This is a genomic window from Comamonas sp. NyZ500, from assembly GCF_016772095.1.
GTDB classification, from domain to species: Bacteria; Pseudomonadota; Gammaproteobacteria; order Burkholderiales; family Burkholderiaceae_C; genus Comamonas; species Comamonas thiooxydans.
This window is the reverse complement of the sequence record NZ_JAEIJE010000020.1, coordinates 56,695-69,507: the sequence shown is the minus strand read 5'-3', so window position 1 is coordinate 69,507 and position 12,813 is coordinate 56,695. Positions and strand designations below refer to the sequence as shown.

Here is a 12,813-nt window from a genome sequence, read left to right as displayed (position 1 = left end):
TTCCTCAATAGCTCAGTCGGTAGAGCGCCGGACTGTTAATCCGTAGGTCCCTGGTTCGAGCCCAGGTTGAGGAGCCATTCAAAAGCCTGTATGCATTCATACAGGCTTTTTCTTTTATCTGCTCAGGCAGCTCTCACCACGCCCACCGAAGCACCCACGGGCGGCGCATCCACGGCGACGGCCTTGTGTGCAGAGTGAGGGACATAGGGATAGTGATGCGGCACCACGGGAATATGCTGCTCGCCCTGCTCCCAGGCTCGCAATTCATCTTCCAGTCGGGCAGCACGTTCGGCGTACATCTGAGCGGAGGACTGGTAGTACTCCGCCGCGATAGTGTGCTCCAGAACAGCCATGCGCGCCTCTTGCAGATAGGCACGCGTACGGCGGATATAGCGCGGTTCGGAACGTCCAAAACCGAAGATCTTGCCGAAAAACATGTCCAACCTCCTTTTCCGGTAACAACGCAAATCCGTCACGACTCCTCAACCGATGGAGCAATGTTGCCAGCGTAATGTCTCCGGTTCAAGACATCTGTCCCACAGCAAGAGTTCGCCTCGTAGGAGGGGCGCCCGCCACTTGCGGCCGCCTACCCAAAGCCGGCGCCAGACAGGGCTTGAGACACTGCCATCCTGTCACAAAGCCCAACTCAAGAGTCAATCAGACACATTGTTCGGGTATTTCCGGTAGCCCCTGCATTGCCCGGCGGGCAAGGACCTTCCCCTCGGATTGAGGATCTTCATGGCAGCCATGCTCCGGGGCCCAGCTCGATGCCGACCGCCGCCTGCCCAAATAGCAATAGCAATGCCCACCTGCTGCCAACCCCAGCCCGCCCATGGGCTGCGGCAGGCAAGAACACCCGCCATCAAGACGGGATCGCCCCAGAGTTCAATGCTGCGTCCCTCGCCCCGCAGACAAGCACAAGCTCGCGAGTCAGTTGTCCTGCAGGAAGCTCAGCACCCCTTCGGCCACATGAACACCAGAGGACATACAGGCCGTGAGCAGATAACCGCCCGTGGGGGCCTCCCAGTCCAGCATTTCTCCTGCACAGAAGACGCCAGGCAGAGCGGCACACATCCCCCGCGCATCCAGAGCCTCCAGACGAACTCCGCCTGCAGTGCTGATGGCCTCATCGATGGGGCGCGGCGCGATCACCGTCAAAGGCACCGCCTTGATCGTGGATGCCAGGCGCTTCATGTCTGCCATGCCATCCTTGCCAAGCACCTCATACAGCAAACCCGCCTTGATGCCATCAAGCCCCAGACGCCCTTTGAGATGACTGCTGAGACTGCGCGAGCCGCGCGGCCGCATCACCTCCTGCTGCACACGCTCCGCACTCCACTGCGGCAACAGATCCAGCTCGAAGCGCGCAGCGCCCTGGCGGGCAATGCAGTCCCGCAACAGGGAGGAGACAGCATAGATCAGACTCCCCTCCACCCCGGTCTGCGTCGCAACAAATTCACCCTGACGCTCAAAGCCGGCACCTTGCTGGTCCGCAAACTTCAAAACCACCGACTTGAACGGCTGCCCGGCAAAGCGCTGAGCAAAGACCTCGCTCCAGCCGGCTTCACGCCCTTGCAACCAACCCACATCAAAGCCACAGTTGGCCGCCTGCAGCGGGGCAATGCCCACCCCCCTGTCCTGCAGCAGCGAAACCCAAGCGCCGTCCGAGCCCAGACGCGCCCAGCTGCCGCCGCCCGTCGCCAGTACCAAAGCCTTGCAGCCAATCTTGACCCTGGCACTTTCTGTCTGGAGAACCGGCTTGCCATCCTCTGCCCAGCCGACCCAGCGGTGACGCATATGAAACTGCACGCCCAGCGACTTCATACGCACCAGCCAGGCACGCAGCAGCGGCGCTGCCTTCATATCCGCAGGAAACACTCTTCCGGATGACCCCACAAAGGTATCAAAGCCCAGCTCTTTGACCCAGGCCTGAAGCTCGCTCGCACCCCACTTTTCGAGCCAGGGAGTCAAATCTGCAGAGCGGCAGCCATAGCGAGTGACAAAGCTCGAAAACTCCTCGGAGTGCGTAAGATTGAGGCCGCCTTTGCCGGCCATGAGGAATTTGCGAGCCGCCGAGGCTTTCGCCTCGAACACTCTGACCGACAAGCCGGCCTTTGCCAATTGCTCGGCCGCCATCAAGCCTGCAGGCCCGGCACCGATCACTGCCACATCACAGACCCATTCGGAATCGGCCATCAAGGGCTCCGAGACACTCATACTTCTACCACCTCAATCTGCCGGCAGCCACCGGCCGCCAAAGGGTGCGCAGAATACCACCGACGGCATTTCTGCAATATTGCGGGCACTATTAGCGTGATAGCTGCAAACAACCAGCCACACACCGTGGCGGGAGATGAGTTTCTGTCACAATCAACTCACTAGGCGAATAGACCGCCTACCTTTTTGATTCAAGAAAATCCAGGACTACAAATGGCCAGCGAATTGATCAAGCACATCACGGATGCAAGCTTTGAGTCTGACGTACTGCAACCCGGCACGACCGTGCTGGTGGATTACTGGGCTGAATGGTGCGGCCCTTGCAAGATGATCGCCCCCATCTTGGACGATGTGGCCGAAGGCTACAAAGGCAAGGTGCAGATCGCCAAGATGAATGTGGACGAAAACCGTGAGATCCCTGCCAAGTTCGGCATTCGCGGCATTCCCACACTGATGTTGTTCAAGGACGGCCAGCTGGCCGCCACCAAGGTTGGCGCGCTGAACAAGACGCAACTGTCCGCCTTCCTCGACCAGCACATCTGATGCAATCAACAAACAGAGCTCCCAATGGAGCTCTGTTTGCTTCTGGGCACCCGCTGCCCACCCCCATTTGCATCTGCTACAGACCCGGCACAGGTTGCAGATGACAAGTCCTCGATAAATTGCTTGCAAGCTGCGCCAGTTTTCCTGTCATAATGTATGAACCGCCGGCCACCGCATGGGACCGCGCTGGATTTTCTTCAGGCAAGCCTGCCCACTTTCACAGTGTCTCGTTAGGCTCTACGCCTCCCCCCCTGGTTATTCTCACTCCACGCTTGGAGTCATTTCATGCACCTTAATGAACTCAAGGCACTGCACGTGTCTGAAGTCTTGAAGCAGGCCGAAGCGCTTGAGATCGAAAACGTCGGTCGCATGCGCAAGCAGGAACTGATGTTCGCCATCATCAAAAAGCGCGCCAAGGCCGGTGAACAGGTCTTTGCCGACGGCGTGCTGGAAATCCTGCCCGATGGCTTCGGCTTTCTGCGTAGCCCCGATACCAGCTACACCGCCAGCACCGACGATATCTACATCTCGCCCAGCCAGGTGCGCCGCTTCAACCTGCACACCGGCGACATGATCGAAGGCGAAGTGCGCATCCCCAAGGATGGCGAGCGCTACTTCGCACTGACCAAGCTCGACAAGGTCAATGGCAATTCGCCCGAGCAAAACAAGCACAAGGTGCTGTTTGAAAACCTGACCCCTCTGTTCCCCAAGGAACAGATGCGCCTGGAGCGCGACATCAAGGGCGAAGAGAACATCACCGGCCGCATCATCGACATCATCGCCCCCATCGGCCGCGGCCAGCGCGCGCTGATCGTGGCACCGCCCAAGAGCGGCAAGACCATGATGATGCAGAGCATTGCGCACGCCATCACCGCCAATCACCCCGATGTGCACCTGATGGTGCTGCTGGTGGACGAGCGCCCCGAAGAAGTGACGGAAATGCAGCGCTCGGTCAAGGGCGAAATCATTGCCTCCACCTTCGACGAGCCTGCCACCCGCCACGTGCATGTCGCCGAAATGGTGATCGAGCGCGCCAAGCGCCTGGTGGAACTGGGCAAGGATGTGGTCATCCTGCTGGACTCCATCACCCGTCTGGCCCGCGCCTACAACAACGTCGTGCCCTCGTCGGGCAAGGTGCTGTCCGGCGGTGTGGACTCCAACGCCCTGCAGCGCCCCAAGCGCTTCTTCGGCGCCGCCCGCAATGTGGAAGAAGGTGGCTCCCTGACCATCATCGCCACTGCACTGGTCGACACCGGCAGCCGCATGGACGAAGTGATCTTTGAAGAATTCAAGGGCACGGGCAACAGCGAACTGCACCTGAATCGTCGCCTCTACGAGAAGCGCGTCTTCCCGGCCATCGAGCTCAACAAGAGCGGCACCCGCCGTGAAGAGTTGCTGCTGCCTCCCGAGATCCTGCAGAAGACCCGCATCCTGCGTCAGTTCATGTACAACATGGACGAGATCGAGTCCATGGAACTCATGATCAAGAACATGAAGGCCACCAAGAACAATGTGGAGTTCTTCGACATGATGCGTCGCGGCGGCTAAGCCCTTCGTGCACCGAAACAACAAAGCCCCGCCTCGCGGGGCTTTGTTGTTTCTGGCGCTTGACTCCATTGCTTGACCTAGCTCAAACTGAATTGCGAGCCGCCCCCCAATACTAGGGATACACATCTATACAAATCTTGCGATAACCGGAAGCCAAAAGCTTTCAAGTCGCAGGTTCTGCATTCATGGCCCCTTCAGCAAATCGCACACCACCCTACAACACCACACCGATGCGCCTGCTGGCAGCAGCCACATTGCTGACAGCGCTGGCAGCCTGCAGCCCGACGGTGCCGATGCTGCAGCCACAGGCCCAGGCCAAGCTGCCGGACAAGTGGCCTCAGGAGTGGACAAAAAAACAAGAGAACGCTGCGCCAGCAAATACGGCATCGATTGCCTGGCAAGACTTCTACCTTGACCAAAATCTGCAGGAACTGATTCGCGCAGCTCTTGCCCACAATCAGGACCAGCGCCTTGCATTGCTGCGTGTGCAGGAGGCCCAGGCTGCCTATGACATACAGAGTGCTGCGCGACTGCCGACGATCGGCCTGGGCAGCAGTCATGGCAGAGCACGTGTTCCCGCCGACCTCAACGCCAGCGGCCGCTCCGTCGTCGCCGGCGATCAGCAAGTCTTTGTCGGCCTCAACAGCTGGGAACTCGATCTTTGGGGCCGTGTCAAAAGTCTCAGCGAGGCTGCTTTGGGCAATTATCTGGCGCTGGATGCCACGCAGCATGCGGTTCAATCCAGTCTCGTCAAGCAGGTCGCACTGAATTATCTGGCTCTGCGCAGTCTGGATGAGCGCCTGGCCCTGACCCAGCGCACGATTGCCAGCCGAGAGGAATCGCTGCGCATCTTCAAGCGCCGCACCGAGGTGGGCTCCACCTCTCGCTATGCGCTCACGCAGGTACAGACTCTGGTTCACCAGGCCAAGGCCATAGGAACCCAGCTGGCACAGCAACGCGCGCTGCAGGCCAATGCACTGCAGCAGCTCACGGGGATGGATGCAGACCGCTTGCCGCAAAGCAGCTCCACCGCCGTGATCCTGAAACCCATTCCCGAAGGCCTGCCGTCCGATCTGCTGACACAGCGCCCCGACATCATTGCCGCCGAGTACGGGCTGCAGGCGGCCAAGGCCAATGTGGCCGCCGCACGTGCCGCGTTTCTGCCCCGTATCGCGCTGACCGGCAGCTGGGGCACGGCCAGCGCCGAACTCGACGGCCTGTTCAGAAGCGGCAGCCGTGCCTGGCAGTTTGCTCCCACGATCTCGCTGCCGATCTTTGACGGCGGCCAGCGCCAGGCCAACCTGAATCTGCAGGCCGTGCGACAGAACATGGCGATCGTCCAGTACGAAAAAACCATAGAGACAGCAATGCGCGAAGTGCTGGACGCGCTGTCCAGCCGCACCATGCTCGAGCAGCAGCTCGTGGTGCTGACCGAGCAGCGCGCTGCACTCAAGGAACGCGCCCGACTGGCCCGGCTGCGCTATGACCAGGGGGCCTCGCCCTATCTCGATGTGCTGGATGCCGAACGCGACCTGCTGAGTGCCGAGCAGCAACTGGTTCAGGGCCGCGAGGCCCTGTTGTCCACCCAGGTCGCTCTCTATGCGGCTTTGGGTGGAGGCTACTTTGCTCAAGGCCAGAGCAGCACCCCCAGCCCTGCAGCCCTCCAACCTTGACCTGCGAATCCATGTCCATGAACAAGAAATTGACCATCGCCGCGCTCATCGTTGCCGCCGCCGCCCTGGGCGCCTATGGCTGGCAGCAATGGCGCAGCGCACAGGCATCCGAAGGCCTGGTCAGCGGCAACGGCCGCATCGAAGCCACCGAAATCGACGTCGCCACCAAATACGCCGGCCGCATCGCAGAAATCCTGGTGCAGGAAGGCGAGTTCGTGAAAGCCGGTCAGCCACTGGCGCGCATGCAGATCGAGAGCCTGCAGGCCCAGCAGCGCGAAGCCATTGCGGGCCGCGAGCGCGCCTCTCATGCAGTGACCTCGGCGCGTGCCGAAATCGCGCTACGCGAAAGCCAGTACGCTGCCACCATGGCCACGGTGGCCCAGCGCGAAGCCGAGCTGGATGCAGCGCTGCGCCGCGTCAAGCGCTCCGAGACCCTGGCGCGCGAAGGTGCTTCATCGGAGCAGGAGCTGGACGACGACCGGGCCCGCGTGCGTGGCGCCCAGGCCGCGCTCAAGGCCGCCCAGGCCCAGGCCACGGCCGCCAAGGCGGCCATCGACGCAGCCAAGGCCCAGACCATAGGTGCGGAATCGGCGGTGACGGCCGCTGCCGCCACCGTCCAGCGCATCGATGCCGATGTGAAGGACAGCGAACTCACCGCCCCGCGCGATGGCCGCGTGCAATACCGGCTGGCCCAGCCCGGCGAGGTGATCGGCGCAGGCGGCAAGGTGCTGAACATGGTGGATGTCTCGGACGTCTACATCAGCTTCTTCCTGCCCGAGACCGTGGCAGGCCGAGTGGCCCTTGGCACCGAGGTGCGCATCGTGCTGGATGCGGCTCCGCAATATGTGATTCCGGCTCAGGTGTCCTTTGTCGCCAGCACCGCCCAATTCACACCCAAGACCGTGGAGACGGCCAGCGAAAGACAGAAGCTGATGTTCCGCGTCAAGGCACGTATTGCACCGGATCTGCTGCAAAAGCACCTGACTCAAGTCAAGACAGGCCTGCCCGGCGTGGCCTGGATCAAGCTCGATAAAGAGCGCGAATGGCCGGCCAAGCTGGAACTGCGCACCGGCGACGCTTCGGCCTCTTGAACGTTGCGTCCCCATTTGCCATGACCCAGCATGTAGCCACCTTGAGCAATGTGACGCTCGCCTACGGCAAGACGCAGGCGCTGCGCGGACTGAACCTGGAGATTCCTGCAGGCATCATGGTCGGCCTGATCGGCCCTGACGGCGTGGGCAAGTCAAGCCTGTTGTCTTTGATTGCCGGCGCGCGCGCCCTGCAGGGCGGCGAGATACAGGTGCTTGGCGGCGACATGCGCAGCAAAAAGCACCGCGATGCCGTCTGCCCCCGCATTGCCTACATGCCTCAGGGCCTGGGCAAGAACCTCTACCCCACACTGTCGGTGGAAGAGAATCTGCAGTTCTTCGGCCGCCTTTTCGGCCATGACGCGGCCGAGCGCCGGGCGCGCATCGACGATCTGACCCAGAGCACCGGACTGCAGAAATTCCTCTCCCGCCCTGCCGGCAAGCTCTCGGGCGGCATGAAGCAGAAGCTGGCGCTGTGCTGCGCCCTCATCCACGACCCCGACCTGCTGATTCTGGACGAGCCCACGACCGGCGTGGACCCGCTGGCGCGCGCGCAGTTCTGGGATCTGATCAACCGCATCCGTGGCCAGCGCCCGCAGATGAGCGTGATCGTGGCCACGGCCTATATGGACGAGGCCCAGCGCTTCGATTGGCTGGCTGCCATGGATGATGGCCTGATTCTGGCCACCGGCACCCCCGCCGAGTTGCTGGAGCGCACCGGCATGCCGGCGCTGGAGGCCGCCTTCATCGCCCTGCTGCCCGAGGAAAAAAAGCGCGGCCATGCCGCCGTGGTGATCCCGCCGCTGCAGACCAGCGATGACGACATCGCCATCGAGGCGCGTGATCTCACCATGCGCTTTGGCGATTTCGTGGCCGTGGACCACGTGAATTTCCGCATTCGTCGTGGCGAGATCTTCGGCTTTCTGGGCTCCAACGGATGCGGCAAATCGACCACCATGAAGATGCTGACCGGGCTGCTGCCTGCCAGCGAGGGCGATGCCTGGCTGTTTGGCAAGAAGATCGATCCGCATGATGTGGCCACGCGCCGGCGCGTGGGCTATATGTCGCAGGCCTTCTCGCTCTACGGCGAGCTGACCGTGCTGCAGAACCTGGTGCTGCACGCCGAACTCTTCCACGTGGATCCGACCGAGATCCCCGCGCGGGTCGAGGAAATGCTCACCCGCTTCGGCCTCACCGAAGTGCGCGAGACGCTGCCCGGCAATATTCCGCTGGGCATGCGCCAGCGCCTGTCTCTGGCCGTGGCCATGGTGCACAAGCCGGAGCTGCTGATCCTCGACGAGCCCACCTCGGGCGTGGACCCCGTGGCTCGCGATCAGTTCTGGCGCTTGCTGATCGAGCTCTCGCGCCGCGACCGCGTGACCATCTTCATCTCCACGCACTTCATGAACGAAGCCGAGCGCTGCGACCGCATGTCCATGATGCATGCGGGCAAGGTGCTGGACAGCGACAGGCCGGCAGCACTGACCGCCAAGCGCGGCGCGGCCACACTGGAGGAGGCCTTCATCGGCTATCTGGTCGAGGCCTCGGGCGAGGCAGCGCCCGTGCTTGATATCAAAAAAGAAGCTGCCACCGCTGACTCAGCCTTATCTTCAGCATCAAAAGTATCTGATACTAATACAGATAAAGCGCAGCAAGCTCCTGTTTCCGACGCGCACAAAGGCCCTGACTTCAGCCTGCAACGCTTGTGGAGCTATCTGTGGCGCGAGTCGCTGGAGCTGCAGCGCGATCCCGTGCGCGCCACCCTGGCTCTGGTGGGCTCGCTGGTGCTGATGGTGGTGATCGGCTTCGGCATCAGCATGGACGTCGAAGACCTGAAGTTTGCCGTGCTCGACCGCGACCAGAGCACCATCAGCCAGAACTATGTGAACAATCTCGCAGGCTCGCGCTATTTCATTGAAATGCCTCCCATCCAGGACTACGCGGACCTGGACCGGCGCATGAAGAGCGGCGAGCTGGCGCTGGCCATAGAGATACCACCCGGTTTTGGCCGTGATGTGCTGCGCGGCTCGAAGGTTGCCGTGGGCGCCTGGTTCGACGGCGCCATGCCCCAGCGCGGCGAGACCGTCAAAGGCTATGTCCAGGCCATGCACCAGCTGTGGCTGGTGCAGCAGGCGCGCGAGCGACTGGGCGTGCAGCTGGGCAGCCAGGTCAGCCTGGAAACCCGCTTTCGCTACAACCCCGATGTGAAAAGCCTGCCCGCCATGGTGCCGGCCGTGATTCCGCTGCTGCTGATGATGCTGCCCGCCATGCTCACGGCCCTGGCCGTGGTGCGCGAAAAGGAGCTGGGCTCCATCGTGAATCTGTACGTCACTCCCGTGACCCGCATCGAGTTTCTGCTGGGCAAGCAGCTGCCTTATGTGGTGCTGGCCATGCTGAACTTCTTTCTGATGTGTGCCATGGCGGTATTCGTGTTCGGCGTGCCCATGACCGGCAGCTTTCCCCTGCTCGTCATGGCCGCCCTGCTCTTCAGCGTCATTGCCACAGGCATGGGACTGCTGGCCTCTGCCGTCACCAGCAGCCAGATTGCCGCCATGTTCTTTGCCATGCTGGGCACCTTGATTCCGGCCACGCAGTTCTCGGGGCTGACCGATCCGGTGTCCTCGCTCGAAGGCGCCGGTCGCTGGATCGGCGAGATCTACCCGGCCACCTATATGTTCGCCATCAGCCGCGGCGTCTTCAACAAGGCGCTGGGCCTGCACGATCTGGCGCCTACCTTGCTGCCGCTGCTGATTGCCGTTCCCGTGATCATGGGCGTGGCCATCTGGGCTCTGCCCAAGCAGGAGAAGTGATGAAGCTCCCCCTGAGCTGCTGCGCAGCTTCCCCCTCTCTCGCTAACGCGGGAGGGGGACGACAGCCTCGCTGCGGGGCGGCGGGGCCGCCTAGGCCCTTGCTCGCTGCCCTGGCAGCGGCCGCCCCTCGTTGTTGCGACGGAGAAACACCATGTGGCATAGCCTGAAGAATATCTGGCGCCTGGGCGTCAAGGAACTGTGGAGCCTGTGGCGCGATCCGGTGATGCTGGTGCTCATCGTCTATACCTTCACGGCCTCGGTGTACACCGCGGCCACGGCCATGCCCGATACGCTGCACAAGGCGCCGATTGCCATCGTCGACGAAGACCAGTCGCCGCTGTCCGCACGCATCAGCTCGGCGTTCTACCCGCCTCAGTTCATGCCGCCGCAGATGGTGGATTTCAGCCATGTGGATCCCGGGCTGGATGCAGGTGACTTCACCTTCTCGCTGACCATTCCTCCCAACTTCCAGCGCGATGTGCTGGCCGGCAGAAAGGCCGAGCTGCAGCTGAACGTGGATGCCACGCGCATGAGCCAGGCGTTCTCCGGCAGCGGATACGTGCAGCAGATCGTGCTGGCCGAAGTCAACGAGTTCGTGCAGCGTCACCGGGGAGCCAGCGCACTGCCCGTGGACCTGGAGCTGCGCGCCCGCTTCAACCCCGGACTGAACAAGATATGGTTCGGCGGACTGATGCAGATCATCAACAACGTCACCATGCTCTCCATCATCCTCACGGGCGCGGCGCTGATCCGCGAGCGCGAGCATGGCACCATCGAGCATCTGCTGGTCATGCCCGTGACGCCGACCGAGATCATGCTGGCCAAGGTCTGGTCCATGGGAGCCGTGGTGCTGCTGGCGGCAGGTGTCTCGCTCAATCTGGTCGTGCGCGGCGCGCTCAAGGTGCCCATCGAAGGCAGTCTGCTGCTGTTCATGGCAGGCTCGGCCCTGTGCCTGTTCGCAACCACGGCCATGGGCATCTTTCTGGCCACTGTTGCGCGCAGCATGCCGCAGTTCGGCCTGCTGATGGTGTTGACGCTGCTGCCGCTGCAATTGCTGTCTGGCGGCATGACACCCCGCGAATCCATGCCCCAGCTGGTGCAGGATGTGATGCTGTTCGCTCCCACCACGCATTTTGTGGAGCTGGGTCAGGCGATTCTGTATCGCGGCGCCGGCATAGAAACCGTGTGGAAGCCCTTTCTGTGGCTGGCGGGAATCGGCGCCGTGCTGTTCTGGCTGTCGTTGATGCGGTTCAGAAAAACCTTGTCGAGCATGGCCTGAGTTCTGGCCGGGCGCCGCAGCATCCATGGAGGGCGTATCGCCGGTTTCGGCTGAAAGTTTTTTCCTTCCAACCCCAAAGCCTCGGCCCATGCCATTCACCACTGAAGAACGCCAATCCCTGCTTGCACTCAAGGGCGTGGGCCCAACGGTACTGAGCCGGCTGGAATCCCTGGGCTACGGCTCATTTGCGCAGTTGCGTCAGGCCAACGCCCTGGACATCGTCGCCAAGGCCTCGGCCCTCACCGGCTCCAGCTGCTGGAAGAACAGCCCTCAGGCACGCTCGGCCATCCAGGCAAGCATCGATGCGGCCAGGCAGTGTCCGGCGCAAGAGAGCGAAGCGGGCACACAACCGTCCAGCCTCAGCTCTGTGCCGCCATGAATATCTGCATGGCGTTTCAAGCCCGGCCGTCACTCGATGCGCATCAAGATGACTATGAATCCGCGAGAATTCGCACCGTATCGCGAGCGGCCACCCACTCCTCATTCGTGGGTTCAACCCCCACCAGTACCCGGCTGTCTGCGGATGAGATGACCGGTGCATGGGCTGCATTGGCCTGGTCATCCAGCCCCAGGCCCAGCCATGCCAGATCGGCGCAGACGCGGGCGCGAATCTCCTCGCTGTGCTCGCCAATGCCCGCCGTGAACACCAGCATGTCCAGCCCGCCCAGCGCAGCGACCAGAGAACCGATCTCGCGCACGATGCGGCGTACAAAGAGGTCCAGCGCGATGCGCGCCCGCTCGCCAGCCTCACCTGAATCCCGGACATGGCGCAGGATCACGCGCGGCTCGGACGAGATGCCCGACACGCCCAGCAGCCCCGAGTCGTGATAGAGCAGACGCCCTACCTCTTGAAGCGTCAGCTTTTCGATCTCCATCAGATAGAGCACGGCCCCCGGGTCCAACGCCCCGGTGCGGGTGCCCATCATCAATCCGTCCAGGGCCGAGAAGCCCATGGTGGTCGCCACGCTTTGCAACTGCTGCATGCCGCACAGACTGGCGCCGCTGCCCAGATGGGCGACGATGGTGCGGCCCCTGGCCCTGTCGCCATGACGCTCGGCCAGCGCGGTCGCCATATAGGCATACGAAAGTCCGTGAAAGCCATAGCGGCGCACGCCGCGCTGCCACCATTCGTAGGGCAGTGGCAGGATCTGCTCCACCTTGGGCAGGCTGTGATGAAAGCCGGTATCAAAGCAGGCAATCTGCACGATGTCGGGCCGCTCGCGCAACAGGATCTCGATGGCCTCCAGCGCAAACGGCTGATGCAGCGGTGCCAGCGGCACATAGCTGCGCAAGTCTCGCAGCACGCCTGCATCGATGCGCGTGGACTCGAAATACTTGCTGCCGCCATGCACCACCCGATGGGCGATCGCCGCCACGGGCCGGTCCTCGAGCCGAGCCGTGATGCGCTCGCGGATGATGCGCAGCGCATCGCGATACGGATGCTCTGTGTCCAGTTCAATGGCAAAGGGCTGGACGCCGGTTTCTCCGAAGTCGGGACCGGGCCCGCCAATCCCCTGCACCTTGCCATTCCACAGAGGCTTGCGCGGCAGCGGGTGAGCGGCCTCGAATACGGCGAACTTGATGCTCGAGGAGCCGCAGTTCAGGACGATGATGACGGAATTGCTCATGCCAGGGCCTTTGTCTGCCGACGGGAC

10 protein-coding genes and 1 tRNA gene are annotated in these 12,813 nt (G+C 62.3%); 8 read left to right on the top strand and 3 right to left on the bottom strand.

Going from position 1 to position 12,813, the window contains the following annotated elements:
* Position 1 precedes the first annotated feature (1 nt).
* Positions 2-77, top strand: a tRNA-Asn gene (locus tag JAO85_RS21855).
* A 45-nt stretch (positions 78-122) separates the two neighbouring features.
* Here JAO85_RS21855 and JAO85_RS21850 read toward each other — a convergent pair.
* Both JAO85_RS21850 and JAO85_RS21845 read right to left on the bottom strand, forming a co-directional pair.
* Complete coding sequence (locus JAO85_RS21850; protein ID WP_003067300.1) at positions 123-437, bottom strand: hypothetical protein; 315 nt, start codon at positions 435-437, stop codon at positions 123-125.
* Positions 438-930: 493 nt separating this feature from the next.
* The gene (locus JAO85_RS21845; protein WP_202789013.1) at positions 931-2,217 is read right to left on the bottom strand and encodes a TIGR03862 family flavoprotein; all 1,287 of its coding nucleotides are present in this window, start codon (positions 2,215-2,217) and stop codon (positions 931-933) included.
* 213 nt (positions 2,218-2,430) lie between these two features.
* Here JAO85_RS21845 and trxA point away from each other — a divergent pair, with 213 nt between their 5' ends.
* The 7 genes from trxA to JAO85_RS21810 all read left to right on the top strand — a co-directional run bounded on the left by trxA (position 2,431) and on the right by JAO85_RS21810 (position 11,537).
* On the top strand, positions 2,431-2,760 hold the full coding sequence (gene trxA / locus JAO85_RS21840) for a thioredoxin TrxA (RefSeq protein WP_003053480.1): 330 nt from the start codon (positions 2,431-2,433) through the stop codon (positions 2,758-2,760).
* A gap of 285 nt (positions 2,761-3,045) precedes the next feature.
* Positions 3,046-4,308 carry a transcription termination factor Rho gene (gene rho, locus JAO85_RS21835; protein WP_012839098.1) on the top strand — a complete coding sequence of 421 codons (1,263 nt, stop codon included), beginning with the start codon at positions 3,046-3,048 and terminating at the stop codon, positions 4,306-4,308.
* A gap of 230 nt (positions 4,309-4,538) precedes the next feature.
* Entirely contained in the window at positions 4,539-5,981 is a 1,443-nt protein-coding gene (locus JAO85_RS21830; RefSeq protein WP_202789014.1) for an efflux transporter outer membrane subunit, read from the top strand.
* Positions 5,982-5,992: 11 nt separating this feature from the next.
* Positions 5,993-7,072: an HlyD family secretion protein gene (locus tag JAO85_RS21825; protein WP_034362613.1), complete on the top strand. Its 1,080-nt coding sequence runs from the start codon at positions 5,993-5,995 to the stop codon at positions 7,070-7,072.
* Between the two features lie 20 nt (positions 7,073-7,092).
* Complete coding sequence (gene rbbA / locus JAO85_RS21820) at positions 7,093-9,879, top strand: ribosome-associated ATPase/putative transporter RbbA (RefSeq protein ID WP_202789012.1); 2,787 nt, start codon at positions 7,093-7,095, stop codon at positions 9,877-9,879.
* Between the two features lie 151 nt (positions 9,880-10,030).
* Positions 10,031-11,158 carry an ABC transporter permease gene (locus JAO85_RS21815; protein ID WP_012839101.1) on the top strand — a complete coding sequence of 376 codons (1,128 nt, stop codon included), beginning with the start codon at positions 10,031-10,033 and terminating at the stop codon, positions 11,156-11,158.
* An 88-nt stretch (positions 11,159-11,246) separates the two neighbouring features.
* On the top strand, positions 11,247-11,537 hold the full coding sequence (locus tag JAO85_RS21810) for a helix-hairpin-helix domain-containing protein (protein ID WP_202789011.1): 291 nt from the start codon (positions 11,247-11,249) through the stop codon (positions 11,535-11,537).
* 52 nt (positions 11,538-11,589) lie between these two features.
* Here JAO85_RS21810 and JAO85_RS21805 read toward each other — a convergent pair whose 3' ends face one another.
* Positions 11,590-12,786 (bottom strand): acetate/propionate family kinase, encoded by a 1,197-nt coding sequence (locus tag JAO85_RS21805; protein ID WP_229227425.1) that lies wholly within the window; start codon positions 12,784-12,786, stop codon positions 11,590-11,592.
* Positions 12,787-12,813 lie beyond the last annotated feature (27 nt).